This window comes from Nocardia brasiliensis (assembly GCF_011801125.1).
Classification (GTDB): domain Bacteria; phylum Actinomycetota; class Actinomycetes; order Mycobacteriales; family Mycobacteriaceae; genus Nocardia; species Nocardia brasiliensis_C.
This window is the reverse complement of sequence record NZ_CP046171.1, coordinates 490,648-516,487: the sequence shown is the minus strand read 5'-3', so window position 1 is coordinate 516,487 and position 25,840 is coordinate 490,648. Positions and strand designations below refer to the sequence as shown.

The 25,840-nt window shown below is 69.3% G+C and carries 22 protein-coding genes and 1 riboswitch; of the genes, 13 read left to right on the top strand and 9 right to left on the bottom strand.

Annotation, left to right across the window (positions count from 1 at the left end):
- Nucleotides 1–44 precede the first annotated feature (44 nt).
- Entirely contained in the window at nucleotides 45–536 is a 492-nt protein-coding gene (locus F5X71_RS02390; protein ID WP_167460459.1) for an inorganic diphosphatase, read from the top strand.
- 75 nt (nucleotides 537–611) lie between these two features.
- Here F5X71_RS02390 and F5X71_RS02385 read toward each other — a convergent pair whose 3' ends face one another.
- The gene (locus tag F5X71_RS02385) at nucleotides 612–3,662 is read right to left on the bottom strand and encodes an AfsR/SARP family transcriptional regulator (protein ID WP_167460458.1); all 3,051 of its coding nucleotides are present in this window, start codon (nucleotides 3,660–3,662) and stop codon (nucleotides 612–614) included.
- Nucleotides 3,663–4,012: 350 nt separating this feature from the next.
- Between F5X71_RS02385 and F5X71_RS02380 the strand changes: the two genes are divergently transcribed.
- Entirely contained in the window at nucleotides 4,013–5,200 is a 1,188-nt protein-coding gene (locus F5X71_RS02380) for a serine hydrolase domain-containing protein (protein ID WP_203218258.1), read from the top strand.
- A 56-nt stretch (nucleotides 5,201–5,256) separates the two neighbouring features.
- Nucleotides 5,257–6,771, top strand: a complete 1,515-nt coding sequence (locus tag F5X71_RS02375) for an alpha/beta fold hydrolase (RefSeq protein ID WP_238815686.1) — start codon at nucleotides 5,257–5,259, stop codon at nucleotides 6,769–6,771.
- An 85-nt stretch (nucleotides 6,772–6,856) separates the two neighbouring features.
- Here F5X71_RS02375 and F5X71_RS02370 read toward each other — a convergent pair whose 3' ends face one another.
- The 5 genes from F5X71_RS02370 to F5X71_RS02350 all read right to left on the bottom strand — a co-directional run bounded on the left by F5X71_RS02370 (nucleotide 6,857) and on the right by F5X71_RS02350 (nucleotide 11,917).
- The gene (locus F5X71_RS02370; protein WP_167460456.1) at nucleotides 6,857–7,501 is read right to left on the bottom strand and encodes a response regulator; all 645 of its coding nucleotides are present in this window, start codon (nucleotides 7,499–7,501) and stop codon (nucleotides 6,857–6,859) included.
- Nucleotides 7,489–8,733, bottom strand: a complete 1,245-nt coding sequence (locus tag F5X71_RS02365) for a sensor histidine kinase (RefSeq protein WP_238815685.1) — start codon at nucleotides 8,731–8,733, stop codon at nucleotides 7,489–7,491. Before F5X71_RS02365 ends, F5X71_RS02370 begins: the two co-directional genes overlap by 13 nt.
- A gap of 62 nt (nucleotides 8,734–8,795) precedes the next feature.
- Nucleotides 8,796–10,505 (bottom strand): MDR family MFS transporter, encoded by a 1,710-nt coding sequence (locus F5X71_RS02360; RefSeq protein WP_167460455.1) that lies wholly within the window; start codon nucleotides 10,503–10,505, stop codon nucleotides 8,796–8,798.
- Nucleotides 10,502–11,008, bottom strand: a complete 507-nt coding sequence (locus tag F5X71_RS02355; protein ID WP_174817002.1) for a MarR family winged helix-turn-helix transcriptional regulator — start codon at nucleotides 11,006–11,008, stop codon at nucleotides 10,502–10,504. Before F5X71_RS02355 ends, F5X71_RS02360 begins: the two co-directional genes overlap by 4 nt.
- Before the next feature lie 87 nt (nucleotides 11,009–11,095).
- Complete coding sequence (locus F5X71_RS02350) at nucleotides 11,096–11,917, bottom strand: crotonase/enoyl-CoA hydratase family protein (protein ID WP_167460454.1); 822 nt, start codon at nucleotides 11,915–11,917, stop codon at nucleotides 11,096–11,098.
- A gap of 167 nt (nucleotides 11,918–12,084) precedes the next feature.
- On the opposite strand from F5X71_RS02350, the gene F5X71_RS02345 reads away from it, so the two are divergent.
- The 3 genes from F5X71_RS02345 (at nucleotide 12,085) to F5X71_RS02335 (ending at nucleotide 13,630) form a co-directional block, all read left to right on the top strand.
- Nucleotides 12,085–12,405 (top strand): 2-oxo-4-hydroxy-4-carboxy-5-ureidoimidazoline decarboxylase, encoded by a 321-nt coding sequence (locus F5X71_RS02345; protein ID WP_167460453.1) that lies wholly within the window; start codon nucleotides 12,085–12,087, stop codon nucleotides 12,403–12,405.
- 54 nt (nucleotides 12,406–12,459) lie between these two features.
- The gene (locus tag F5X71_RS02340) at nucleotides 12,460–12,936 is read left to right on the top strand and encodes a YbaK/EbsC family protein (protein ID WP_167460452.1); all 477 of its coding nucleotides are present in this window, start codon (nucleotides 12,460–12,462) and stop codon (nucleotides 12,934–12,936) included.
- Nucleotides 12,937–13,081: 145 nt separating this feature from the next.
- Nucleotides 13,082–13,630 (top strand): flavin reductase family protein, encoded by a 549-nt coding sequence (locus tag F5X71_RS02335; protein WP_167460451.1) that lies wholly within the window; start codon nucleotides 13,082–13,084, stop codon nucleotides 13,628–13,630.
- 164 nt (nucleotides 13,631–13,794) lie between these two features.
- Here the strand turns inward: F5X71_RS02335 and F5X71_RS02330 are convergent, their stop codons facing one another.
- Complete coding sequence (locus F5X71_RS02330; protein ID WP_167460450.1) at nucleotides 13,795–15,114, bottom strand: aminotransferase class V-fold PLP-dependent enzyme; 1,320 nt, start codon at nucleotides 15,112–15,114, stop codon at nucleotides 13,795–13,797.
- Nucleotides 15,115–15,161: 47 nt separating this feature from the next.
- Nucleotides 15,162–15,275, bottom strand: a riboswitch (SAM riboswitch).
- A gap of 110 nt (nucleotides 15,276–15,385) precedes the next feature.
- Here F5X71_RS02330 and F5X71_RS02325 point away from each other — a divergent pair.
- The 3 genes from F5X71_RS02325 to F5X71_RS02315 all read left to right on the top strand — a co-directional run bounded on the left by F5X71_RS02325 (nucleotide 15,386) and on the right by F5X71_RS02315 (nucleotide 21,432).
- On the top strand, nucleotides 15,386–16,024 hold the full coding sequence (locus tag F5X71_RS02325; RefSeq protein ID WP_167460449.1) for a LysE family translocator: 639 nt from the start codon (nucleotides 15,386–15,388) through the stop codon (nucleotides 16,022–16,024).
- 156 nt (nucleotides 16,025–16,180) lie between these two features.
- Nucleotides 16,181–20,098 (top strand): Pls/PosA family non-ribosomal peptide synthetase, encoded by a 3,918-nt coding sequence (locus tag F5X71_RS02320; protein WP_167460448.1) that lies wholly within the window; start codon nucleotides 16,181–16,183, stop codon nucleotides 20,096–20,098.
- Nucleotides 20,098–21,432 carry a M1 family metallopeptidase gene (locus F5X71_RS02315; protein ID WP_167460447.1) on the top strand — a complete coding sequence of 445 codons (1,335 nt, stop codon included), beginning with the start codon at nucleotides 20,098–20,100 and terminating at the stop codon, nucleotides 21,430–21,432. Before F5X71_RS02320 ends, F5X71_RS02315 begins: the two co-directional genes overlap by 1 nt.
- Here the strand turns inward: F5X71_RS02315 and F5X71_RS02310 are convergent.
- Both F5X71_RS02310 and F5X71_RS02305 read right to left on the bottom strand, forming a co-directional pair.
- Nucleotides 21,429–21,617, bottom strand: a complete 189-nt coding sequence (locus F5X71_RS02310) for a hypothetical protein (protein ID WP_167460446.1) — start codon at nucleotides 21,615–21,617, stop codon at nucleotides 21,429–21,431. The two genes, F5X71_RS02315 and F5X71_RS02310, sit on opposite strands and share 4 nt — an antisense overlap.
- Before the next feature lie 54 nt (nucleotides 21,618–21,671).
- Complete coding sequence (locus tag F5X71_RS02305) at nucleotides 21,672–22,136, bottom strand: DUF2752 domain-containing protein (protein WP_167460445.1); 465 nt, start codon at nucleotides 22,134–22,136, stop codon at nucleotides 21,672–21,674.
- Between the two features lie 166 nt (nucleotides 22,137–22,302).
- Between F5X71_RS02305 and F5X71_RS02300 the strand changes: the two genes are divergently transcribed.
- The 4 genes from F5X71_RS02300 to F5X71_RS02285 all read left to right on the top strand — a co-directional run bounded on the left by F5X71_RS02300 (nucleotide 22,303) and on the right by F5X71_RS02285 (nucleotide 25,814).
- Nucleotides 22,303–22,599, top strand: coding sequence for a hypothetical protein (locus F5X71_RS02300; protein WP_167460444.1), 297 nt, complete (start codon nucleotides 22,303–22,305; stop codon nucleotides 22,597–22,599).
- Nucleotides 22,600–22,824: 225 nt separating this feature from the next.
- Entirely contained in the window at nucleotides 22,825–23,877 is a 1,053-nt protein-coding gene (locus tag F5X71_RS02295) for an alpha/beta fold hydrolase (protein ID WP_167460443.1), read from the top strand.
- A gap of 135 nt (nucleotides 23,878–24,012) precedes the next feature.
- Nucleotides 24,013–24,303, top strand: coding sequence for a putative quinol monooxygenase (locus F5X71_RS02290; protein ID WP_167460442.1), 291 nt, complete (start codon nucleotides 24,013–24,015; stop codon nucleotides 24,301–24,303).
- A 116-nt stretch (nucleotides 24,304–24,419) separates the two neighbouring features.
- Nucleotides 24,420–25,814 carry a hypothetical protein gene (locus F5X71_RS02285; RefSeq protein WP_167460441.1) on the top strand — a complete coding sequence of 465 codons (1,395 nt, stop codon included), beginning with the start codon at nucleotides 24,420–24,422 and terminating at the stop codon, nucleotides 25,812–25,814.
- The last annotated feature ends 26 nt before the right edge of the window (nucleotides 25,815–25,840 follow it).

The window sequence follows — 25,840 nt, the reverse complement described above, 5'->3', positions numbered from 1 at the left end:
CAGTCGCGGCTGCTCATGCTCATAGATGCACCGAAGGAGATGGCGTGGAGTTCGACGTCACCATCGAGATCCCCAAGGGCTCTCGGAACAAGTACGAGGTCGATCACGAGACCGGACGGGTCCGGCTCGACCGGCACCTCTACACGTCCATGGTCTACCCCGCCGACTACGGCTACATCGAGAACACCCTCGGCGAGGACGGTGACCCGCTGGACGCGCTGGTCCTGCTGCCCGAGTCGGTGTTCCCCGGCTGCCTCATCGAGGTGCGCCCGGTCGCGATGTACAAGATGGTCGACGAGGCGGGCGGCGACGACAAGGTGCTGTGCGTGCCCGCGGGCGACCCGCGCTGGGAGCACATCCAGGATCTGAAGGATGTGCCCGAGTTCGAGCTGGCCGCGATCAAGCACTTCTTCGAGCGGTACAAGGACTTGGAGCCGGGCAAGTACGTCAAGGGCTCGGAGTGGGTCGGCCGCGCCGAGGCCGAGGCCGAGGTCGAGGCGTCGCTGCGGCGGCTGAAGGACCAGGGCGGCCACTGAGCCGAACAGGAAGCGGGAAGCCGGGTCGCCCGGCTTCCCGCTTTCTCGTTGTGGCCCAGGATTGTTCGGCCGGGCTCAGGCCCCGGTGGCGCGAGTACGCCGCTGTGCCCGTTCGGCCATCACCTCGTCGAGATGTTCGCGCAGCAGCGACAGGATCGGCGCCTCCACCGCACCGTCGAGCCGTTCGTGGGTGAAGTGCGCGTCCTCGATCGAGGCGAAAGTCTCTGCCGCCGAACGATATACGCAGTAGGCCTGATGGGTCCGGCCGAGCGCCTGCAGGATAAGCCCGTGCATCACCAGCACCCGCGCCCGGCTCAGCGGCCCAATGGCGCGATTGAGCGTGCGCACCGCCGCCTCGGCGATCGGCTCCGCCTTGGTCAGCTCGCCCGCCATCATGTGCACGTGCGCCAGCCGCGCCAGCGCCCAGCCCTCCCGCAGCTCGACGCCGCTGAGCTGGGCCAGACGCACCGCCTCGCCGCACAGCTCGATCGCCTGCGGGTGCTCGCCTTGAAAGCTGCGGGCCACGCCCAGCTCGTGGGTCGCCATCGCCTCCAGCGCGGCGTTGCCGATTTTCGCGGCCAGCGTCTTGGCCTGTGTCGCCCGCTCCTGCGCCGCGACGAATTCGCCTGCGTCGGAGAGGGTTTTGGCGATATGCACCAGACTGGTGCACTCGACCGCCGGATCGCCGACCCGCTGGGCCAGCCGGATCGCGCGCTCGCCGTGCGCGATCGAGGCCGCCGTCTCGGTGCCCATCCTGGTCGAGGAGGCCAGCAACTGTGCCGCGAAGGCGGCCAGCCGCACGTCGCTGGGCGCGCTGCCGCCTAGCGACAGGGCGATGCGCTGATGGTCGCGGCCCTGCCGCAGGGTGCCGAGCGAGTAGGTGAAGATCGAACCGAGGGTCACCCTGATCCGGCATTCGACGCGCCGGTCTCCCGCGCGCAGCGCCGCGTCGAGCAGCTTGCCCAACGCCCGCGACAGCTCCTGGCCGTGCGGGCCGCCGTCGATCAATTCCGCGGTGGCCCAGGCGATATCGGCGGCGGCGGGTAACGCCGCGCCGCCCACCCGCGCGGCCTGCTCGTACAGCGAGATCAGATTCGGGCGTTCGGTATCGAGCCAGTACTGCGCGGCGACCGTGTCCACGAACGAGATGCCCCGCGCGACCGTGGCACCGAGGTGCTCGGACAGCGTGGTCCCCGGATTGCACACCACCATCAGGTTTTTCATGCTCGCCAGGTAGAAGTCCAGGAGGCGGAGCAACGGGTCGGCCGCCGGTTCGGTCGCGGCCTGGTGCAATTCGCGGGCGAACAGGCGCGGCAGGTCGTGATAGGTGTAGCGGCCCGGCGCGCTGGTCTCCATCAGGTTCAGATCGACCAGCGACTCGCACAGTTCCTCGACGAGCATCCGATCCGCGCCGAGCACCGCGGCCGCGCCGTCCAGCGAGATCTGCGCCACCTCCGGGGCGGCCAGCATGCGAAACGCCCTGGCCTGCGCGCGATCGAGCTGGTCGTAGCTGAGCCGGAAGGCGGCCTCGACCGCGAGGTCACCGCTGCGCAGCGTGCCGAGCCGCTGCTGCTCGTCGGCCAGCCGTTCGGCGAGGGTGCCGATGGTCCACTGCGGCCGGGCCGCGAGCCGCGCGCCGACGATCCGGACCGCGAGCGGCAGACCGCCGCACGCGTCGAGCACGCTGTCCACCGCGGCCGGCTCCGCGGCGACCCGACGCAGGCCCGCGATGCCCGCCAGCAGCGTGCGGGCCTCCGCCCGCGCCAGCACGTCCAGTCGCACGCCGAGAGTGCCGACCACACAGGGTAATTCGGGCATCGCCGAGCGACTGGTGATCAGCACGGCCGAACCGGGTGTACCCGGAATCAACGGCGTGACCTGAGCGACGTCGTGCGCGTTGTCCAGCACGACGAGCACCCGCTTGCCGTCGAGGAAGCTGCGGAACTGGCCGGAGCGCTCGGCCAGCGTCGGCGCGATCTCGCCCTCGGGCACCCCGAGCGCGCGTAGGAAGTCACCGAGTGCGTCGGCGGCCGCGGTGGCCCGCCCCGCGGGGTGGCCACCGCGCGCCTGGGCGAAACCGTGCAGGTCGACGTGCAGCTGCCCGTCCGGGAACCGGTCGCGCACCAGATGCCCGACGTGCACCGCGAGCGCGCTCTTGCCGATGCCGCCCATACCGCCGATCACACACACCGGCACCGCGGAACTGTTTGCGCGCGACAGCCATTCACTGATCGACCGGACGGTCTCCGCCCGTCCGGTGAAGTCGACGACATCGGCGGGCAGCTGCGCGACGCGCGTGACCGCGCGGCGCTGCGGCCGCGCCGCCGCCGCGTTGCGCGCCGGGGCCAGATGCGGCGGGGTCAGGTCCGCGCGCAGGATGCGCTGATGCAGGTCGGTCAGCTGCTGTCCGGGTTCGATGCCGAGCCGGTCGATGAGCGCCTTGCGGGTTTCGGCGTACACCGCGAGCGCCTCGGCCTGGCGGCCCGCGTGATACAGCGCGGTCATCAGCAGTCCCCTGGTCTGCTCGCGCATCGGGTGTTCGGCACACAGCGGGGTGAGTTCGGCGATCACCTCGGTGTAGCGGCCGAGGCGCAGATCGAGCTCGATCCGCTGCTCCAGCAACGCGACTCGGCGTTCGATCAGCTGCGTGCGCTGCCGATCGGCGTAGGGGCCGGGCAGTCCGGCCAGCGGCGTGCCCGACCACAGCCGCAGTGCGGCATCGAGCCGTTCGCGCACCACCTCCACCGGGTGCGGCTGCTCGGCGCCGATCCGCTCCTGCTGCACCTCGAGCAGCAGATCCTCGACCATCTCCACGTCGACCGCGCCGGGGTCGAGCCGCAACGCGTAGCCGCCGCCGAACCCGACGAGCACCGTCGCGGGCGCGCCGGACGGGCGGTCGGGCTCCAGCGCCCGGCGCAGATGCAGGATGTGGTTGCGCAGCGCGCCGATCGCGCTCGGCGTCGGATGTTCCCCCCAGACGCCGTCGATGAGTTCGGGCACCGTAGCCGACCGTCCACTGCGCAGCAGCAACGCCGCGAGCAAGGCTCTGCGTTGCTTGGACCCGAGATCGAGCTCCAGGTCATCGCGCCACGCACGCACCTCACCCAGCACAGCGAACTTCAGCATGCGGCCCTCTCTCTCCGACCGTCGGGCGTCCGCCTTCGAAGGTAACCAATCGTCCGACGTTTGCGGCACCCTCATCCGTGCACCGGACGATGAGCCACCAATGATCCATCGCCACGGATACCGCATCAAACCGAGAATTCCGTGAGGTTTTCGTGACGAACAGCTGATCGGATGCTGATGTCCGGCCGAATCGCGGGGGTCGGTAGTGCTGGCACCACCCTCGGACACCCGTGGGCGATACCCGATATCCGGGTGTTCGCGCCATGGGCACGACCTCGCGGAATTCCTAGGCTCGGAACCGTCGCGGAGCACCGATGTCTCCCGGCCCGAACAGGAGGACAGCGTTGCGCATGAACCCATTTCGCCGCCATGGCGGCCGGGCGCTCTGGCCGGCACTCGTCGCGGGCGCGGTGCTCGCGACGGCCGCGTGCGGCGGGCAATCCGCGGTGCGCACGCCGACCCCCGCCGACGCCGCGCCACCCGCACTGACCGCCGCACTGGATCGCGTGGTGCGCAGCGGGATTCCCGGCGTCCAGGTCGTCATCGACGACCCACGCGGGCACCGGGTCTACACCGCGGGCGTCGGCGACCTCGGCACCGGCGCCCCGTTCCAGGACGACGCACTCGTCCGGATCGGCAGCAATACAAAGACTTTCGTCGCGACCGTGGTGCTCCAGCTGGTCGCCGAGGGCAAGGTCGAGCTGGACGCACCGATCGAGCGCTATCTGCCCGGCGTGGTCGCGGGCAACGGCAACGACGGCAATCGCGTCACGGTGCGCCAGCTCATGCAGCACACCAGCGGTCTGCCCGACTATCTCGGCCGAGGCAACGGCACCAGCGTCGACTCGAACGGCCCGGCCCAGCTCGACCCGGACGAAGACGCCATTCGCACACAGCATTTCGAGGCCGCCGAGCTGGTCCGCAACGCGCTGACCATGCCGCCGGACTTCGAACCCGGCGCGAAATCGGTGTACACCAACACCAATTACCTGCTGCTCGGCATGCTGATCGACCGGGTCACCGGACGAACCTTCGCCGCGGCGATCAACGATCGGATCATCGCGCCGCTCGGCCTGAAGTCCACCTACTTCCCGGCCACGGGCGAGCGCACGCTGCGCGATCCGCATCCGCGTGGCTATCACGTCCGCGACGGCAAGCAGATCGACTTCACGGAGCTGGACCCGTCCTGGGGCGGCGCGGCGGGCGCGATGGTCGCGACCAACGCCGACCTCAACACCTTCATCCTCGCACTGTTGTCCGGCAAGCTGCTGCCACCAGCGCAATTGGCGCAGATGCGGCAGACGGTGCCGTTCGACCGGATGCCCGGCGCCGGCTACGGCCTCGGCCTGATCCATCAGTCGACATCGTGCGGCGAGCAGGTCTGGGGGCACGGCGGCAGCATTCCCGGCTTCGGCACGCGCAACAGCGCAACGGCCGACGGCCGAGCCGTCGCGGTGGCGGTGAACCAGCTGCCCACCTCCGAGGAGTCGTCCGAGTTGATCGAGGCGGTGCTCGATACCGCGCTCTGCACCCCATGACCGGAACCTTTCCGCACCTGATTCGGTTGCGGGCCAACAATATCGGAGGATCGACCGTGAACCGGACCCGAAGCCGCGCCGCCGTCGCGAGCCTCGCGGCGGGGTTGGCGCTCTGCACCGCGACGACCGGCTGCACCAGCACCGACGCCAATGCCGAACCCCCCGCGCTGGAGCGCTTCTACAGCCAGCAGCTCGACTGGAAAGCATGCGACGACCCGAAGCTCGACCCGGCGGGCGCGCAGTGCACCGACGTCACGGTGCCGCTGAACTACGCCGACCCGCAGGGGCCGACGACCACGGTGGCTATTTCCCGGCTCACCTCTCCTGAGCCCGCGCGGCGGCGCGGTGTCATGCTGTCCAACCCGGGCGGGCCCGGCGGTTCCGGCCTCGACTTCATGCTCGGCGTCGGCGCGGCCATGACACCCGACGTGCGCGCACAGTACGACCTCATCGGCATGGACCCGCGCGGCATCGGGCGTTCCGCGGCGATCGACTGCCACTGGCCACGCGGCTTCGGCCTGGAGTCGGCCGGCGTCGACGCCGCGGGCTATGCCGAATCCGTTGCGACACACGCGGATCTCGCGGCACGCTGCGCGGCGACCGAGGGCGCCAGGCTGCCGCACATCAGCACCCGCAACACCGCGCGCGACATGGACGTGATCCGTGGCGCGCTCGGCGTCGAGAAGGTCAGCTACTTCGGCACCTCGTACGGCACCTACCTCGGCGCGGTGTTCACCCAGATGTTCCCGCAGCGCAGCGACCGGATCGTGCTGGACAGCGCGGCGAATCCGGAGACCTATGGCTCGGTCGGCATGATGCGGGCGATGGGCCCGGTGAACGAGGCGGCACTCGACCTGTGGGCGGACTGGGCCGCCGCGCACGACAGCGAGTACCACTTCGGCTCCGACAGGGCCGCGGTGCGCGCCACCATCGTGGAGCTGATCCAGCGCTCGGCGCAGGAGCCGATTCGGTTGGGCGAGTTCACCGTCGACGACCACACCCTGCCTATCCTGCTGTTCGTCGCGCTGGACGACGTGCGCAACTACGAGCTGCTGGCCGGCCAGGTGCGTCAGCTCCGCGACGCGGCCGACGGGCAGGTCGTGCAACCCGACGACACACTGCGGGAAAGCCTCGAGATGATGTTCGTACCGGGCAAGCAGGACGGTTCGCCGCAGATGGCGGTGCTGTGCGGCGACGTCCCCGCGCCCCGCGACCCGGCGTTCTACCTGCGCAACATCGAGCAGGCACGAGCTGAGCAGCCGGTGTTCGGCGCCTTCGCCAACAACATCACCTCGTGCGCGTTCTGGGCACCGCCCGCGGAAGCGCCTACGGTGGTGGACAATTCGGTGCCCAGCCTGATCCTGAACTCCACCGGCGACACCAGGACCCCCTACGAGGGCGCGCAGGTGCTGCACCAGAAGATGACCGGCTCGGTCTTCGTCACGCTGCGCGACGTGCCGATCCACTACATCTTCGGCCGCTTCCCCAACACCTGCGTATACGGCGCGGTGAACGCCTACCTGCGCGACGGCACGCTGCCCGCTGCCGATCTCACCTGCGAGGCGGACTAGGCGCCGCGCCGACGTCCGTCCCGGATCGGGCTTCGGCACTGGACCGGTTGAACGCGTGCGGTGAATCCCGCACGGGCTCGAGCCGTCACGCGTTCAGGTAGGCCAGCACCGCGAGTACACGGCGGTGCCCTACGTCCTCGGTGGACAGTCCCAGCTTCGCGAAGATGTTCCGAATGTGTTTGTGCACAGCGCCTTCGCTGACCACCAACCGCTCGGCGATGGTCGCGTTGTTGTGCCCCTCGGCCATCAGCGCGAGCACCTCCCGCTCCCGCGCGGTGAGCGCGGCGAGCGGGTCGTCGGCTGTGCGCCGCACCAGCAGCTGGGAGATCACCTCGGGATCCATCGCGGTGCCGCCCGCGGCCACCCGGCGCAGCGAGTCCAGGAACCGGTCCACCTTTCCGACCCGCTCCTTCAGCAGATAGCCGACGCCGCCCTGGCCGTCGCCGAGCAGTTCGGCGGCGTAGCTGTCCTCCACCCAGGACGAAAGGACCAGCACCGGCAGGCCGGGATGCAGTTCGCGGGCGCGCACCGCGGCGCGCAACCCGTCGTCGGTGAAGGTCGGCGGCATCCGGATGTCGAGCACCACCGCGTCCGGCCGGTCGGCTGCCACCGCGGTGAGGAAGTCCTCGGCGTTGTCGACCGCGGCGACCACTTCGATGCCCGCGGTGCTCAGCAGGAGCACGAGGCCCTCCCGCAGCAGGGCATCGTCCTCGGCGATCATGACCCGCACGGCAACTCCACCCGCAATACAGTAGGGCCACCCGCCGGGCTGGTCAGCACCATCCGCCCGTCGAGCGCCTCGGCCCGGCGCCGGATACCGGCCAGCCCACCGCCGTAGGTCTCGACGGCGGCACCGACGCCGTCGTCGCGGACCTCGATCCGCAGCAGCTCCGCGGTGCCGCCCAGCTCGAGCGTAATGGCCTCGGCGCAAGAATGTTTGGTGGCGTTGGTGAGCGCCTCGGCGATGACGAAATAGGCCGCCGCTTCCACCGCCGCGGGCCTCCTGCCCACCTCGTCGAGCTCGAGCACGCACGGGATCGGGCTGCGCGCCGCGAGCGCCGAAACCGCGCTGACCAGCCCGCGATCGGCCAGCACCGGCGGATAGACGTTGCGGACCACCTCGCGCAGTTCCGCCAGCGCCGCGGTGGCCGTGTCCTGCGCCTTGCGCACCAGTTCGTCCGCCGCCCGCGAATCCTGTTCGCGCAGTTGGTCGGCCAGCCCGAGCTGCATGATCACCGCCGCGATCCGGGCCTGCGCACCATCGTGCAGGTCGCGTTCGATCCGGCGCAGTTCCGCGCCGTGCGCGTCCAGCGCGGCCGCCCTGGTCGCGGTCAACGCCGCGACCCGACCGGCGAGCACCACCCCGGCCTGCGGGCCGAGCAGCGCGCGGGCCAGCAGCGCCTGCCACCGCGCCACCATCGGGATCAGCAGCGTCACGCCGAAGATGGGCAGCGCGATCAGGCCGCTCAACCAGGCCGTGCGCCACGAGTCCACCGCGAAACCGAAGGTCATCAACTCCCCCGGCGGCAGGTGCCGCCACAGGGCCGGGGTGACCAGCTGCATGAGCACCGAGATCGGCAGCGCGACGGCGAATATCCCCAGGTAGATGCCGGTCAGCCCGTGCGTGACCAGCCAGCCGGCATCGCGCCGGTTCGCCGGATCGGTGAACGCGGTGCGCACCCGCTGCCGCAGCCCGCCTACCAGGGGCTGATAGACCTCCTCGATCGGCGCCCCAAGTCGTTTCCCGGCCCGGCGCCGTTCGAACGAGACCAGCGGCCGGACCACCCGGATCGCCTCCGGTACGGCCGGAATGCCGACGCCGATCAGGCAGAACGCGAGCACCAGGAGCAGGCCGATCACCGCGAACATCGCGGCGAGCGAGGTCACGCTGCCGAGCGCCAGGTACCCGATCGCACCCGGGAGCAGCCGCATCCTCGCCCGCACCGAGCGCAGCACCTTCACCTGGCCATGGTGTCAGAACGGCATCGCGCTGGTGACAGCGCCCTGAAGCGGGTCGCGTCCGATCACGCCGAGCCGGAACCGTTCCCCGGTCGCCGCGCACCGCCCTCGGCGTCGGCCGCCTCGGCGTTGGCGGCCTGGATGCCGCCCATCATCCGCAGCGGCACCTCGCGCCAGAACAGCACCAGGATCAGCGCGAGCAACGCGACACCGGTCGCCGAGAGGAACACCGTCGACATCGAATCGGCGAAGCCGACCTTGAACGGCCGGGCCAGCTCGGGGCTCAGCTGCTGGATGATCGAGCTGTCCTTCAGCACCTGCCCGGCGGCGGAAGTATCTTGCGCGAGCAAGCCTTTCGCCAGCGCCGCGTCGGCCGGGTTGCCGCTGCGGGCCCCCTCGACCACGGCGTGCTGGAATTGTGGATCGGCGGCGGCGCTGCGCATTTCGTCCGAGATGCTCGGAGTCAGCTGCGCGAACAGGATAGAGAGGAACACCGCGACACCGAGGGTGCCGCCGATCTGCCGGAAGAAGGTGGCCGCCGCGGTGGACACACCCATGTCCTTGGGCGGCAACGCGTTCTGCAAGGCCAGCGTGAGCGGCTGCATCAGGTTGCCAAGCCCGAAACCGGTGCACGCCATGAAGATCATCGCGAGCCACAGCGGGCTGACGGCGGTCAGGAAGTGCAGCAGGAACAAGCCGAGCGTCAGCATGGTGGCGCCGATGATGGTGAAGGCGCGGTAGCGACCGGTCCGCGAAATCAACTGACCGGACACGACCGAACCGGTCATCAGGCCGAGCACCATGGGCAGCATCTGCAGACCGGCCAGCGTCGGGCTGGCCCCGCGCACCACCTGCAGGTACTGCGGCAGCAGCGAGATACCGCCGAACATGCCCGCGCCGACCACGAACGAGATCACCACCCCCAGAGCGAAAGTGCCGTTCTTGAAGATACGCAGCGGGATCAGCGCCGCGTCGCGCAGGTTCTTCTCCACCAGCACGAAGCCGATGATGCCGAGCCCGCCGATCGCGTAGCAGGCGATGGAACGGCCGCTGCCCCAACCCCATTCACGGCCCTGCTCGGCGACCACCAGCAGCGGGGCCAGGCCGATCGCGAGCACGAGCACGCCCCACCAGTCCACCCGGTCGGTCGACTTGGGCCGCTTGGGCAGTTTCAACACCCGCGACACCACGGCCAGCGCGACCAGGCCGATCGGCACGTTCACCAGGAACACCCAGCGCCAGCCGCTGACACCGAGAATGGTCTGCTGCCCGGCGAGCACACCGCCGAGCACCGGGCCGATCACGCTGGAGGTGCCGAACACCGCCAGGAAGTACCCCTGGTACTTGGCGCGTTCACGCGGGCCGACGATATCGCCGAGGATGGTCAGCGCCAGCGACATCAGCCCGCCCGCGCCGATGCCCTGCACCGCGCGGAAGGCGGCGAGCTGATACATCGACTGGGACATCGTGCACAGCAGGGAGCCGACGATGAAGATCGCGATGGCGAGCATGAAGAACTGCTTGCGCCCGAACATGTCCGACAACTTGCCGTACAGCGGGGTCGCCAGCGTCGCGGTGATCAGATAGGCAGTGGTCGCCCACGCCTGCATCGAGTAACCGTTGAGATCGTCGGCGATGGTGCGGATGGCGGTGGAGACGATGGTCTGATCGAGCGCGGCCAGCAGCATCCCGAGCATCAGCCCGCTCAGGATCACCAGGATCTGGCGGTGGGTGAAGGCCGGGGGCGCTGCCTCGGTCGGCGCTGCTGTGGTCATCTGTCGTTCTCCGTCTCGGTCAGTGCCTCGTCCCAGTTGCGGCGCATTGCGGCGATCATCTCCGGGCGCGTTCGCTCGTAGTCGTCGACGAACTGCCGCAGCAGCTCGGCGAACTCGGCCCGGTTCCGCGGTTCCCAGTCCGCCATCACCTTGGTCAGGTTCTCGTTGCGGCGCCTGCGGATCTGCTCCGCGATGGCACGTCCGCGCTCGGTGACCACCAGCACGGTCGCCCTGCCGTCGGCCGGGTCGGCCTGCCGCTCGACCAGGTGCCTGCCGACGAGCTGAGCCACCTGACGGCTGACCGTCGACGCGTCGGAGTGCAGGGCGGCCGCGAGTTCGCCGGAGCGCATCGGCCCGTCGCAACACAGCCGGATCAGCGTGCCGAACGCGGCCGGATCCAGCCCGTCCTTGGTCCACGCGCCGAGCTGGGCCGCAGTGCGGTCCCGGATCCGCTGCAGGCGGGTGAGTTGCATCGCGATCGTGTCGATCGTCTGATCGTCCACACCCTCACCTTTGCTTGCATCAATCAACTAGTTGCGCAATGCAAGTATGCAGACGACTCCGGGACAGGGCAACCGATGGACGGCTCTTTACTCGCCCTTGAACTGCGGCGCCCGCTTCTCGAATACGGCCTTGATCGCCTCGGTGAGGTCCTCCGACGGCAGAAACGCGGAATTCCACGCGGACACGTAGCGCAGGCCGGTGGCGACCTCGTTCTTGGTGCGCTGGTCCAGCACGTCCTTCACGCCCTGCACCACCAGCGGCGGGTTCGCGGCGATCTCGCGCGCGGTGGCGTGCGCCGCGTCCAGCGCCGCTGCCTGATCCGCGAACACGTCGTTGACCAGGCCGATCTTCTCCGCACGCGCGGCGTCGATATCCTTGCCGGTGTACGCGAGTTCGCGCAGGTGGCCCTCGGAGATGATGCCGGGCAGCCGGTGCAGCGAGCCGATGTCGGCCACGATCGCGACCTTCGCCTCCCGCAGGCTGAACTTCGCCTCGGCGCTCGCGTAACGGATGTCCACCGCGGCGATCAGGTCGAGGCCGCCACCGATGCACCATCCGGAGATCGCCGCGATCACCGGCTTGCGGCAGTCCGCCACCGCGGTCACCGCGCCCTGCATCTTGCGCAGCTCGACCAGGAACTCGGTGCGCGGCGCCGCCAGCGCCCGATCGCCGAGCAGCGGACCGAACATGCCGCTCATCGCGGGCAGGTCGAGGCCGTAGGAGAAGTGCGGGCCCGAACCCGTCAGCACGATCGCGCGCACCTGCGGATCCGCGTCCAGCTCCTGGAAGATCTCCGGCAGCTCACGCCAGAAATCGGGGCCCATCGCGTTGCCCTTGCCGGGCCCGGTCAGCGTCACCTGCGCGACGTAGTCTTTGATCTCGACGGTAAAAGCCTGCCAGTCAGTCATTTGTACAGCGTATTACAGAGTTCGCGCGCCGGATACACCGCCGTCGCGCAAAGCGGTAAATCTTGTTAAGGCTGCGCAAAATTGTTGGTATGCAGTAGGTCCGAGGTCAGCGGGCGCGGATCATGGAGGTAAGTCAACGAACCTCGTCATACGGCTCGGAGGCCATCATGCTGATGCATCAGGGAATCGGTCTCGACCGGTTCAACCAATTTCCCCGCGCCCGTGCGATACACGCGCTTTTCGGCTGTTGCGGCAATGTCACCTGGGCGACCGAACTCGCCGACGCCAGACCCTTCCCGGATCGGGACGCGTTGCTGGCCGCCGCGGATCTCGGCCTGCTCGCGCTCTCCCCGGAGGATCTGGATCGGGCATTCGAAGCGGTTGCGCACGAACAGGTCTCGGAGCACAGCGTCGCTGAACTGGCCCGATGCACGCACGAACGCATCGCGGAACTGCTCGGGCCGAACGAGGGATATCCGGAATACTGACGCATTCGCCGCGTAGACCGGCGCACCACTCGCAATCGCTCTACTCTGGTTTTCATGCGCAGGTCGACATTGCCACCGATCGCCTGCCGAGTCGCGGACACCCTCATCGCCCGAGGCCATCACGGTGTCATCGTGACCCAGCCGGCACCGACGCCAACTGTCGCGGACGCGGCGCGCGCACTCGGGGTGGATGTGGGGGCCATCACGACCGCCAAGGTATTCCTGCTGGACGAGGATCCGGTGCTGCTGCTGGTTTCCGGCGCGCACGAAGTGGATCTGGAATCCACCGGCAAACGGCTGGAGGGCACACTCACCGCGGCACCCGCCGAGCTGGTCCGGCAGGTGACCGGCCAGCCGATCGGCGGGGTCGCCCCCGTCGGCCATCCCACCAACCTGCCCACCTGGGTGGATTCCGCGTTGTCCCGGCACCGGGAGGTGTGGGCCGCGGGCGGGCACCCGAACACTGTGTTCCGCACCTCTTTTCACGAGTTGGTCCGGATCACCGCGGGCCTGCCCATCGAGGTCGTCTGAATGACCGATCACGCGAGGACATGGGTAACTCGCCGGGCACGGGCTTACTCGCACGAGCACGACCGCCGGTCGCCGACTCCACCTATTTCCGCACCTAGGACTGGCCTTGATACGCGGAGAGACGGGCAAGCGTAGGTTGGCTCGAGTGACCGAAGCAGAACGACCCGTCGATTTCCAGATCCCCGATGATCTGAGCGGGATCACCGCCGAGCAGTTCCGCGCCTCGATGCGCCACTATCCGGCGGGGGTCACCGTGGTCACCCTCAATTCACCGAGCGGGCCGATCGGTTTCACCGCGACGTCTTTCGCCTCGCTGTCGCTGGCCCCGCCGCTCGTCTCGTTCAATATCGCGCACACCTCGTCCAGCCTCACCGCCCTGTTGGACGCGGGCTCCGTGGTCATCCACTTCCTCGGCGAACATCAGCGCCATATCGCCCAGCGCTTCGCCCGCACCGCCGACGAACGTTTCACCGACCGTTCCCTGTGGACCACCCTCGACACCGGTGAGCCCGTCCTGCACGGCACGCCCATCTGGCTCCGCGCCACCATCCACCAACTGATTCCCCTAGGTGACCACACCCTCGTAGTGGGCCTGGTCACCCGAGTCCACGACAACACCAACGACTCCCCCGCCGCCGCCCCCCTCCTCTACTACAACGGCCACTACCACCGCCCCACCGAACTCACCGACTGAACCGCTAGCTTCCGTCCAGTTCGGCGAACGAAATCTGCATCGGAAACGGGTCGGTCAAGCGCACCGCTCGACGATCTCGCAGGTCCGCCCACTCGCTCCGGTCAGCCATGCCGTAGATGCTATAGACCCGGAGGGACAACCCGGCTGCCAACTTTGTCGTTCGGTCAGTCGACGAGGCAGGGGGCGGCGCCGGTGGGCGCCTGGGAGGTCAAGGGGCGGGTTTCGGGGGTGGGGTTCCAGAGGCCGTTTGTGCTGGCGTAGTCCCAGGTCGGGCCGGTGCGGACGAGGGTGGCGACGGCGTCGATCAGGCGGTCGACGTGGGCCGGGGTGGTGCCGAGGCCGATGCTGGCGCGCAGGGCGCCGTCGAGGTCGAGCCGGGCGAGCAGGGGGTGCGCGCAGAAGCGGCCGTCGCGCACACCGATGCCGTGTTCGGCGGACAGGTAGGCGGCGACGTGACCGGGGACGAATCCGTCCAGGGTGAAGGCGACGATGCCGACGGTGTCGGGGCTGTCGTTCCAGATACGCAGCAGGCGCACGCCGGGAATCGCGGCGAGCCCGTCCCGCAGCCGATCGGCGAGGCGGTGTTCGTGTGCGGCAAGGGTTTCGGCGTCGATCTCACAGAGCGCGTCACAGGCGGCGGCGAGCGCGGCGGCGCCGAGCACGTTGGGCGAGCCGCCCTCGTGCCGCTGCGGCGCGGCGGCCCACTCGACCCCGGTGGTGCTGACCTCGCGGACCGCGCCGCCACCGGCCAGATACGGCTCGGCCTGATCGAGCCAGTCCCGGCGCCCGACCAGCACCCCAGCCCCGAACGGGGCGTACAGCTTGTGGCCGGAGCAGGCGATGTAGTCGATGCCGGTGTCGCGCAGGCTGATTCGACGATGCGGTGCCAGCTGGGCTGCGTCGACCAGGATGCGCGCGCCGCACTGGTGCGCGACGGTGGCGAGCCGCTCGAGCGGCAGCACCTCGCCGGTCACATTGGACGCGCCGGTCACCGCGAGCAGCGCGGCAGGCTTGCTGCACAGCTCCGCGACCAGCCTGCCGATGGTCTCCTCGACGGTCGCCGCGGCCTGCACCACCCGGCGGCCGTGCCGGGTCCACGGCAGGAAGTTGGCGTGATGCTCGATGTCGAGCACCACGGTGTCACCGGGCACGCAGGAGGCGAGCAGGTTCAGCGAGTCGGTGGTGTTGCGGGTGAACACCACGACCTGGTCGTCGGCCGCGTCGAGGTAGCGGGTCACCGAGGCGCGGGCGGCCTCGTAGCACTCGGTGGAGATGCGCGAGGCGTAGCCCGCGCCGCGGTGCACGCTCGCGTAGAACGGCAGCAACTGCTGCACGCGGTCGGTGACCTGGGCCAGCGCGGGCGCGCTCGCGGCGTAGTCGAAGTTGGCGTAGGTGGTGGTTCCGCCCTGGACGAGCGGCACCCGCAGGTCGTCACCGGACACCCGGGCGAGGGCGGAACAGGTCTGGTCCACAACAGCGGTCATCACAAAATCCCATCGGCTCAGGGACCCATGATCTGGAAGATTCATCGAGTCCGCGCTTGCCGCGCCCGGTTGGGCGTCGGCCCGGTCGTCACCCGGAGCACCCCACCGCGGAGGAGGGTTGCCGACCAGCAAGCCGGGGCTGAACGCTGGTACTCATGACCTATCCCGAGATTGGCAGATGCCGCCCCGCCCTGTCAACCCGCGATCGGACACGCGCGGGCGCCGCCGAAAACGCCTTGCGCGGACGGCGAGCGGGGACCAGATTCAGGAAATGTCGCCTTCTCTGCTGCTGAGCTTCATCGGCGTGTGCGTCCTGCTCTCGATCACCCCCGGCCCCGATTCGTTCCTGGTGCTGCGCTTCTCGATCGTGGACGCACGACCGGGGATCGCGGCCGCGATCGGCTCGGCGGTGGGCGGCATCGTGTGGGCGGTGGTGGTCGCGGCGGGGGTCGCCGCCCTGCTGGAACAGTCCGCGACCGCCTATCGCGCGCTCAAGGTGATCGGCGGAATCTACTTGGTGTACTTGGGCATTCGCGCGTTCGTCGAGCAGCGACGGGCGCGGCGGGCCTGCCCGCACGGCGACGACGCCGCACCGACCGTGACGGGCGCCCGGGCGTCAGTTCGCTCGGCGTTCACCGCGGGCCTCGTCTCATGCCTGTTCAACCCGAAGGTCGGGCTGTTCTATCTCGCCGTGCTCCCCCAGTTCCTCACCGAGGTCAGCTTCGTCAACACCTTGGCGCTCGGCGCCGTCGAGTCCTCGATCGCCGCGGTAGAGATGGTGCTGCTGGCCCTGGCCGCCTCGCGTGCGGTCGCGCTGCTGCGCCGACCGCGCGTGCGGGAACGGCTCGAACAGGTCAGCGCCGCGATCCTGGCGACCCTCGGGATCGGGACGGCCGCCTCCGCCGCCTGATCGCGCCCGGTCACAGCGCCGCCGCCCCGCAGACCTGGACAACCCCGAGTACCGTGGACAGCTGGTCACCGTGGTGTTTGCCCACTGGTAACCCAGCTATGACACAACAAGACCAGGAAGCGCGAGGCAGGTCGAATGGGAGGTGGGCAGGGCGTCATGCTCCAGCCACAGGTTGATGCGACGGTGGACCCCTTGCTCCGCGGCACGCACACGCCGCAGGCCCGGACCCTCGTCGACATTCTGACCGCGACGGCGCTGGCGCACCCGGACGCGCCCGCCATCGACGACGGCGAGGTGGTGCTCAGCTACCTCGAACTGGTCGTCGAGATCGAGCAGACCATGGCCAGGCTGGCCACCGCGGGCGTGCGACCGGGCGACCGGGTCGGCGTGCGGATGCCATCGGGCTCCCGGCAGCTCTACCTCACCATCCTCGCCGTGCTGTACGCGGGCGCGGCCTACGTGCCGGTGGACGCCGACGACCCGGACGAACGCGCGCAGCTGGTCTTCGGCGAGGCGCAGGTCACCGCGATCGTCACAGCGGCGGGCATCGCGACGACGGCCGCCGGAATCCGTGCCGCCGAAGGCAATTCGCGCACACCGCAGCAAAGCACGCTACCGACGCCGGGCGACGACGCGTGGATCATCTTCACCTCCGGATCCACCGGAACACCGAAAGGCGTTGCGGTGACCCACCGTAACGCCGCCGCGTTCGTCGACGCCGAGGCCAACCTGTTCCTACGGGACGCACCGATCGGCCCCGGCGACCGGGTGCTGGCCGGTCTGTCCGTCGCCTTCGACGCGTCCTGCGAGGAGATGTGGCTGGCCTGGCGCAACGGCGCCTGCCTGGTGCCCGCACCGCGCGAGCTGGTGCGCACCGGCGCCGACCTCGGCCCGTGGCTGGTGCGGCGGGAGATCAGCGTGGTGTCCACCGTGCCGACCCTGGCCGCGACCTGGCCGGCCGAGGCGCTCGACGCGGTCCGGCTGTTGATCTTCGGCGGCGAGGCGGTGCCGCCGGAACTCGCGGAACGCCTTGCTGGCAAAGGCCATTCGGAGCGCGAGGTATGGAACACCTACGGCCCCACCGAGGCGACGGTGGTCGCGTGTGCCGCGTTGCTCGACGGCGGGTGGCCGATCCGGATCGGCCTGCCGCTGGACGGCTGGGATCTGGTGGTGATCGATGCCAACGGAAACCCGGTCGGCGAGGGCGAATCCGGCGAGCTGGTGATCGGCGGCGTCGGCCTGGCCCGCTACCTCGACCCCGCGAAGGACGCCGAGAAGTACGCCCCGCTGCCCTCGGTCGGCTGGGATCGCGCCTACCGCAGCGGCGACCTGGTCCGCAACGACAGTGCGGGCCTGGTATTCCTCGGCCGCGCCGACGATCAGATCAAACTCGGCGGCCGCCGCATCGAGCTCGGCGAGATCGACAACGCGCTCCAGCATCTGCCCGGTGTCACCGGCGCGGCCGCCGCGATCCGGAGCACCAAGGCGGGCAACAAGATCCTGGTCGGCTACCTCACCGGCCCCGGTCCCGAGTTCGACCTCAAAGCCGCCAGAGCCCAACTCACCGAACAGCTTCCGGCTCCGCTGGTGCCCCGGCTCGCGGTGGTCGCCGAACTGCCGACCCGCACCTCGGGCAAGGTCGATCGCAACGCGCTGCCATGGCCGCTGCCGAACAGCACCGACGACGACGAGCACAACGATCTCACCGGCACCGCGCAGTGGGTTGCCGGACTGTGGGATTCGATCCTCGGCGGCGAGGTGGTCGATCTCGACGCCGACTTCTTCGACCTCGGCGGCGGCTCGCTGGCCGCCGCGCAGTTGGTGACCGCGCTGCGGGAACGGTATCCGCAGATCACCGTCGCCGATCTGTACGACCACCCGCGCCTTGGCGCACTCGTCGACCTGCTGGAGCAGAGCACACCCGCCGTCGCGGTCGAGGAGCGCGTGGTGCGCCCGACGCCGTTGCGCGCGCAGGCGATCCAGGTGGTCGCGACCGTCCCGCTCACCACGTTGACCGGTCTGCAATGGCTCACCTGGCTCGCGATCGTCGGCAATATCGCCGCCTGGTCCGGTTCGCTGCCCTGGCTGCCGCAACTGTCCTGGTGGTGGACACTGGTCGCGTTCCTGCTGTTCATCTCCCCGCTCGGCCGGATGGCGATCTGCGTGGCGGGCGCGCGGATGCTGCTGCACGGCGTGCGGCCGGGACAGTATCCGCGCGGCGGCTCGGTGCACCTGCGGCTGTGGGCCGCGGTACGCCTCGCCGAGGCCAGCGGGGCCGAAAACCTCTCCGGCGCACCATGGATGGTGCCGTTCGCCAGGGCGCTCGGCGCGAAGGTCGGCAAGGGCGTCGACCTGCACACGATCCCGCCGGTCACCGGCATGCTCGAACTGGGCGACGGATGCAGCGTGGAACCCGAGGTCGACCTGTCCGGCTACTGGATCGACGGCGACGTGGTGCATATCGGGCCGGTGGTCGTCGGCCCCGGCGCGGTGGTCGGCTCCCGATCGATCCTGTTACCCGGCACCAGGATCGGCAAGAACGCGGAGGTCGCGCCGGGCTCCGCGGTATCCGGCAAGGTCAAGGCCGAGCAGGAGTGGGCGGGCTCGCCCGCGGTGAAACTCGGTAAGGCACAGCACCGCTGGCCCGCACACACTCCGGACCGGGCGGCACACTGGGTGGCGATCTTCGGTATCACCTCGATGGCCCTGGCCGCGGTGCCGATCCTCGGGCTCGGCGCGGGCGGGTTGTTCATCGCCTGGTTCATTCGCGATACTCGCACGCTGGCGGGCGGTTTGGGCCGGGCGTTCGCGATCCTGCCGGTGGCGACGGTGCTCAGTCTCGCGGTGTACGCCGCGATCACCATCATCCTGGTGCGGCTGCTCAGCTTCCGGCTGCGCGAGGGCTATCACCCGGTACGCAGCAGGACCGGCTGGCAGGTGTGGTCCACCGAACGCCTGCTGGACGCGGCACGCACCTTCCTGTTCCCGCTGTACGCGAGCCTGCTCACGCCGATCTGGCTGCGCCTGCTCGGCGCGAAGATCGGCAAGAACGTCGAGGCCTCGACGGTGCTGCTGCTGCCGAGGTTCACCGTTGTCGCCGACGGCGCGTTCCTGGCCGACGACACCATGATCGCCAGTTACGAATTGGGCGGCGGCTGGCTGCGCATCGGCGAGGCCAAGGTCGGCAAGCGCGCCTTCCTCGGCAATTCCGGCATGACCGCCCCCGGTCGGCGCGTGCCGAAAAATGGTCTGGTCGCGGTGCTTTCGGCGGCGCCGTCCAAGTCCAAGGCGGGCTCGTCGTGGCTTGGCAGCCCGCCGGTGCGACTGCGCCGCGCGCCGGAAAGCAGCGACACCGCACGCACTTTCGATCCGCCGCCGCGACTACGGGTGGCCCGCGCGGTCATCGAGACCTGTCGGCTCCTGCCGGTGCTGGTGACCTTCGCGATCGGGCTCGGCGTGCTGTTCACCCTCGCCTGGCTGGCGCGCGACGTCGGCCATCTGCCCGCCGCACTGCTCAGCGGCGTGGTGCTGCTTGCCGCGGGCGCGGTGGCGGGCGCGAGCTCGGTGGTCGCGAAGTGGGCGCTGGTCGGCCGAATCGGGACCGAGGAACATCCGCTGTGGAGCTCGTTCGTGTGGCGCAACGAGGTCTCCGACACCTTCGTGGAAACCGTTGCGGCGCCATGGTTCGCGCGCGCCGCCACGGGTACCCCGGTGCTGAATCTGTGGCTGCGCGGCCTCGGGGCCGACATCGGCCGCGGGGTATGGTGCGAGTCCTATTGGCTACCGGAGGCAGACCTGGTGACACTCGGTGACGGCGCGACCGTGGAGCGCGGGTGCGTCGTGCAGACCCATCTCTTCCACGACCGGATCATGTCCATGGATACCGTCACCCTCGGCGCCGGTGCCACCCTCGGACCGCACTGCGTCGCCCTGCCCGCCTCCACCATCGGCGAGGGCGCGACCATCGGCCCCGCCTCGCTGGTCATGCGCGGCGACACCGTGCCGCCATCGACGCGATGGTGGGGCAATCCGATCGCGCCCTGGTTTCGCGGCGACCCGGGGGCCGCGACCTGATGCCCGACAAGTTCTACGCAGCGCCCATCGATGACTACTTGCCGCAGAACGGAAATCGGGGCTATCGGGTATCGCGGTACGAGCTGGAGCTGACCTACAAGGTGGCGAGCAACCGGCTGACCGGCCGGGCCGCGATCACCGCGGTGACCACCGCCGTGCAGCCGCGCTTCGCGTTCGATCTCGCGCAGGCGCTCACCGTGTCGAAGGTCTTCGTCAACGGCGCCAAGGCCGCGAAATACGTGCACCAGCGCGGCAAGCTGACCGTCACACCGCAGCAACGGATTCCGTCCGGCGGGGTGCTCTCGCTGGTCATCCAATACGGGGGCACGCCGCGTCCGGTGCGCGGACCGTGGGGCGAGGTGGGTTGGGAAGAGCTCACCGAGGGCGCGCTGGTCGCCAGCCAGCCCAACGGCGCGGCGTCCTGGTTCCCGTGCGACGACCACCCGAGTTCCAAAGCCAGCTACCGGATTTCGATCACCACCGACACCCCGTACTACGCGCTGGCCAACGGCACCCTGCTGCGCAAGCAGACCAAGGCCAGCCAGACCACCTGGGTGTACGAACAGGTGGAGCCGATGTCGAGCTACCTGGCCACCATTCAGATCGGGCCGTATCAGAAGCACCGCGTCGGCGCGGCGCGGAGCCCGGTACCGATGCAGGCCGTGGTGCCGCCGCGGCTGCGCGCCGCCTTCGAGCACGACTTCGCCCGTCAGCCGCAGATGATGGAGCTGTTCATCGAGCGGTTCGGACCGTATCCGTTCGAGGGCTACACCGTGGTCGTCACCGACGACGAGCTCGAGATTCCGATCGAGGCGCAGGGCATCTCGATCTTCGGCGCCAACCACTGCGACGGCAGGCGCGGCGCCGAGCGACTGGTCGCGCACGAGCTGGCGCACCAGTGGTTCGGCAACAGCCTGACCATCCGGCAGTGGCGCGACATCTGGCTACACGAGGGCTTCGCCTGTTACGCCGAATGGATCTGGTCGGAGGCGGCGGGCGGACCCACCGCCGACCAGCTCGCCCGCGCGGCCCGGCACAACCTGGCCAGGCAACCGCAGGACATCGTGGTCGGCGACCCGGGTCCGCAGCGGATGTTCGACGATCGGGTCTACAAGCGCGGCGCCCTCGCCCTGCACGCCCTGCGCTTGGAGCTGGGCAGCACCGCCTTCTTCGATCTGTTGCGCGAGTGGACCATTCGTTATCGGCACGGCTCGGTCACCACCGAGGAATTCACCGATCTGGCCGGGCATTACAGTCCGGTGCCGCTGCGACCGCTGTGGGACAGCTGGCTGGCCGGTAAGCCGCTGCCGCAGCTGCCCCCGTCCGCGGCCTAGAACACCAGGTAGCGCGACGCGAGCTCCTCGATGAGCGGGTCGTCGTCGGGAACGCTGTTCAGCGCTTCGAGATCGGATTCGACCGAGACCTGGCGTGGGTCATCGTGCTCGGGGTCCGGGCCGCCGTCTTCGGCCAGCTGGCGCAGCAGTTTCGCGCGGACCCGGTCTTTCAGCGAATCACTCATGGTGTCAGCTTGCCCGCCGCCGGGCGATCGAACCACGCACGGCGCGCCGGAGCGCTAGACCGGGGTGAACCAGGTGCCCCACGGGGTATTTCGCACCACCGTGTACGCGGTGAGCAGCGCGAAGAACGTCCACATCGTGGCGCGATTGATCGCGGGCAGCCGCATCTTCTCCCCGCGCCAGGCCTGCCGCGTCCAGTCGCCAACCCACAGCACGAAGGCCAGCACCAGCGGGATCGCGAGCAGATTGCTGTGCAACGAGTCGACCAGGCTGCCGTCGGTGAGATTGTGGATCGCCCGCATGCCGCCGCAGCCGGGGCACCAGTAGCCGGTCAGCGCGTACACCGGACAGACGCCGTACGAGCCCTCGACATGCGGATCCCGCAGGTGCAGCAGCACGCCGAGGCCGACGCCGACCCCCGCCACCAGCACCGGGACGCCGATGCCGCGCCAGCCGGACCGGGACGACTGTGTGGCAGGCTCATGCGCCGCCGGTTCCGGTGCGACGTGCGTACTTTCCACAGCACCAACCGTAACCGGCCCGCGACGGCCGCCGCCACCGGATGAGCGCCGCCGATCCGGCGCAAGCCGCACAACGACCGGTCCGCGCCGCGGGCGACGATCACGATCCGGCCGCTTCAAGATCGAATATCGTTGCCGTTTCCGCAGGTAGAGTAAACTTCGCACTGTGCATGCCGTTGGTTCTGCCCGGCTCGACACCCGCGCGATGAGCGCCGCTCGCAGGCTCGAATTCGGGCATGTGGGGCGATGGTCGGCAGCCAGGCATCGCGATCTCGACGACGACAACCGCACCGAGACGGTCGCGGTGGAGATCGATCCCGGCGACGGCTCCTCCCTGGTGGTTTTCGTCCCCGCCGACGACGGCGGGCTGCCGAGTGCCTTCCAGCCCGACGATCAGGTCTGTCTCGTGCTGCCGGAAGACATCTCCGCGATGTACCCGCCGGTCGATCCGCGGCTCGCGTAAGCCGTTACGGGATCGCCACTTTCACGCGCTAACGGCACGGGGCCGGTCCGGCGATGAGCCACTGGACACCCTCTTTTACGCAACTTTATTTGTGAAGAGAGACAGTGTCACTGCGCTGGTTTACGGGTATTACTCCGTAGAGCCAGAATTTTCGCCGCAGCGCGCTTGCACTAGCAAGCACTGAGCTTGCACTGTACTGTGGCGGCAGACACAAAGGAGTGCCCGATGCTGGTGAAGTCGATGAAGACGCTGGCGGACGCCCGAAATGGCGCGCTGACCGCCGCTTATCGTGCCGGATTGCGATCACGCACGTTCCGCACCGCGTCCCTCAACACCCCCACCGCCCCGCACGAGGTCATCCCCGTGACCACCGTCGACGGCGCACGGCTGCGGGTGCACGCCTACGGCCCGGCCGAGGGCGAGGTCATCGTGCTGATCCACGGCTGGAGCTGCAGCATCGAGTACTGGAACCCGCAGATCAACGCGTTCGCCGACCGCTACCGGGTGGTCTGCTACGACCAGCGCGGGCACGGCGAGAGCCAGCTCGGCAAGCGCATGCCGAGCCGGGAGACCCTGGCCGACGATCTGGCGGCGGTCCTCGACTCCGTCCTGCGTCCCGGTCAGCGCGCCGTACTCGCCGGACACAGCATGGGCGGCATCACGATTCAGGCCTGGGCCGCGCACTACCCCGAGCAGGTCCGCCGCCGCGCCGCCGCGGCCATCCTGTTGAACACCACCTCCGGCAACATCCGCTACGACACCGATCTGCTGCCGCTGCTGAACAAGCAGCTCGTCGTGCAGAACAAGCCGGTCACCCTGCTCGGCGCCCCGGTGCGGATGCCGACCATCCTGTCCGAGGCGGTGCTGACCTCCCCGGTGCCGCTGCCCGGCGGCCCGCTGGCGAGTGCCATCTTGAAGGCGCGCGTGATGTGCAAGCACGCCACCGCCGACGAGGTGAACTTCTCGCTGGGCATCGTGCGCTCCTGTCGCCCGCTCACCCGCGGCAGGCACGCGGCCGCCCTGGCCGATATCGACGTCAGCGACGGCGCGGCACACCTGGCCGTACCCACCACGGTCATCGCGGGCACGCACGATCATCTGCTCCCGGAGCGGATGTCGCGCCGCATCGCCGACGACCTGTCCCGCGCCGGCCACCTCGCCGGATACCACGCGTGGCCCACCGGACATCTCGGCAATATCGAAGCGGCGGACAGGTTCAACGCCGTGCTCGCCGCCGTCGCCCAGCAGGCCCACGTTCCGGCTGCCGCCGCGGGCTGACCCCGAGTGTTCTCCTGGGCCGGTCAACGGCGCCCGGCCCAGGAGCAACAATTCTCGCCACGTCGATGAATCCCTCGCCCCCACGGCGTCTTTACCGCTGAACGCGTAGTCACCCCTGGGAGAAGAGGTCCGCGAGTGTTGATCATCGCCGGTCATGCGAAAGTCGCTGCCGACCACCGCGACACCTATGTCGCCGCATTCCACGACATGGTCCGGCGCTGCCGCGCGGCCCGTGGCTGTCTCGATATCGCGATCACCGCCGATCCGGTCGATCCGTCGCGGGTGAACATCTTCGAACGCTGGGATACCCGCGAGAATCTCGACGCGTGGCGCGCGATCGCCGACCCACCGCGGACCGATATCCCCTTCGACGCCGACCACGTCATGGAATACACCGTCGAGTCGGCACGGCCACCGTTCGGGTGACCCGCAGGTCTTGCGACTCCGTACCGCCGCCCGGTCACGTTCGGCGGCCTGCCGTGCTGCCGCGAGCGCCGCCCCGGAACTGGGGGCACCACCCGCCGAGTGCTACAACGGCGCAGGTGCAGATCTTCCGTACCACCGGGTGTGCCGCCGCCGGACATCCCGAGTTCACCGTGGTATTCGCCGAGAGGCCGCCCACCCCGTACGTCATCGGCTGGATCCTCGACCTGCTCGAGCATGCCGTCGCGAACGGCCAAAGCTTCTCCCCCGGAATGCTTTTCCCGATCGGATGGCGGTTGATCCGGATCATCGACCGACAGGACGGGACGCTCGGCTGCGAAGAACGTGTCGTCGCGCAGTTCTGGGAAGAACACCTCGACCAGGCCATGACCGATCTGTGGTACCAGAATGCGGCGGGCTCGAAACTCGGTCTGCCCGTTGATCTCACGTCCATCGATGAGGAGCAGGCCGCGACCGTACAGTCGTGCGCCTACTCCGCCGGGCTGCTCATCCTCGACCGGCTGCCGCAAACCGGCGGCTGGGCGGTGCGTTGCGGCCTGGAGCATGAGCACGCGGACTGGATGCATCTCGATCTGCATCAGCTCTCGGTGGCATTTCCATTCGTCACCCAATTCCTCGGGCTACCACAGGGAACCGTACTGCGCATCGAACGCGACATGGTCGAGGAGTCGGGCGGGTTGTTCGCCGAGGTGACCTATCAGGACGAGTTGTGCACCCCGCACGGCGGCGCGCACTTCGGTCCGGTACCGACACCGCTGGACCTGGATCTGCGCGTGCGCTCCGCGATCGGCCAATCCGGTCCCGGCCTCTACCGCACCACCATCGGTTACCAGCACCAGCATCCGGAGATCGTCGCCCGGCTCAGCGAGCCGGCGATACCGGATATCGATGACGTGCTGGTGGACTGGATTCTGGACGACCTCCAGCATTGCCTCAGTACGGGAACACGTTTCGTGCCCGGCCAGACGATCCGCGCAGGCTGGCGCACGCTGCGGGTGGTCGAACGCGCCGACGGCCTGCTCGGGCTGCACGAGCAGGTGTACACGAACGTCTGGGAGGAGCACGTCGAACTGACGCTGCGCGAGACCTGGTATCAGCGGGAAGTCGCGGCGAGCCTCGGCCTGACCGAACACCTGGATTTCCCCACCGAACAGCAGGTCGCGGCCGTCGGGTCCTGCGTGCACGACCGATTGCCCGCCGTCGTGCTCACCCGCGAGGAGACCGAGGATCCGCACTCCTCCGGCTGGCGGGTCACCTGCGCGCAGGAGCATGACCACGGCCCCTGGTCATCCCGGACACTCTGGGACATAACCGATTTCATGCCCTTCGCCACGCAATTCCTCGCCCTTCCGGTCACCAGCTCGATCACCGTCGAAGCTCCGCACACCACCCCCTCCGGCCGCATCCGGCCGCACGTCCGGCACAACGGCCGCCACCTCATCCCCAACCCCGGCTCCTACCTGGCCGTGCTGGACGCGACACAGGCCCGATGAAACCTGGACAAGCGATCACCAGGTTA

Excerpts from the sequence above, each read along its gene's own strand:
- F5X71_RS02385 (WP_167460458.1), bottom strand. The coding sequence starts at position 3,662 with ATGCTGAAGTTCGCTGTGCTGGGTGAGGTGCGTGCGTGGCGCGATGAC.
- F5X71_RS02380 (WP_203218258.1), top strand. The coding sequence starts at position 4,013 with ATGAACCCATTTCGCCGCCATGGCGGCCGGGCGCTCTGGCCGGCACTC.
- F5X71_RS02315 (WP_167460447.1), top strand. The coding sequence starts at position 20,098 with ATGCCCGACAAGTTCTACGCAGCGCCCATCGATGACTACTTGCCGCAG.
- F5X71_RS02345 (WP_167460453.1), top strand. The coding sequence starts at position 12,085 with ATGCTGATGCATCAGGGAATCGGTCTCGACCGGTTCAACCAATTTCCC.
- F5X71_RS02310 (WP_167460446.1), bottom strand. The coding sequence starts at position 21,617 with ATGAGTGATTCGCTGAAAGACCGGGTCCGCGCGAAACTGCTGCGCCAG.
- F5X71_RS02350 (WP_167460454.1), bottom strand. The coding sequence starts at position 11,917 with ATGACTGACTGGCAGGCTTTTACCGTCGAGATCAAAGACTACGTCGCG.
- F5X71_RS02325 (WP_167460449.1), top strand. The coding sequence starts at position 15,386 with ATGTCGCCTTCTCTGCTGCTGAGCTTCATCGGCGTGTGCGTCCTGCTC.
- F5X71_RS02295 (WP_167460443.1), top strand. The coding sequence starts at position 22,825 with ATGCTGGTGAAGTCGATGAAGACGCTGGCGGACGCCCGAAATGGCGCG.
- F5X71_RS02360 (WP_167460455.1), bottom strand. The coding sequence starts at position 10,505 with ATGACCACAGCAGCGCCGACCGAGGCAGCGCCCCCGGCCTTCACCCAC.
- F5X71_RS02320 (WP_167460448.1), top strand. The coding sequence starts at position 16,181 with ATGCTCCAGCCACAGGTTGATGCGACGGTGGACCCCTTGCTCCGCGGC.
- F5X71_RS02340 (WP_167460452.1), top strand. The coding sequence starts at position 12,460 with ATGCGCAGGTCGACATTGCCACCGATCGCCTGCCGAGTCGCGGACACC.
- F5X71_RS02330 (WP_167460450.1), bottom strand. The coding sequence starts at position 15,114 with ATGACCGCTGTTGTGGACCAGACCTGTTCCGCCCTCGCCCGGGTGTCC.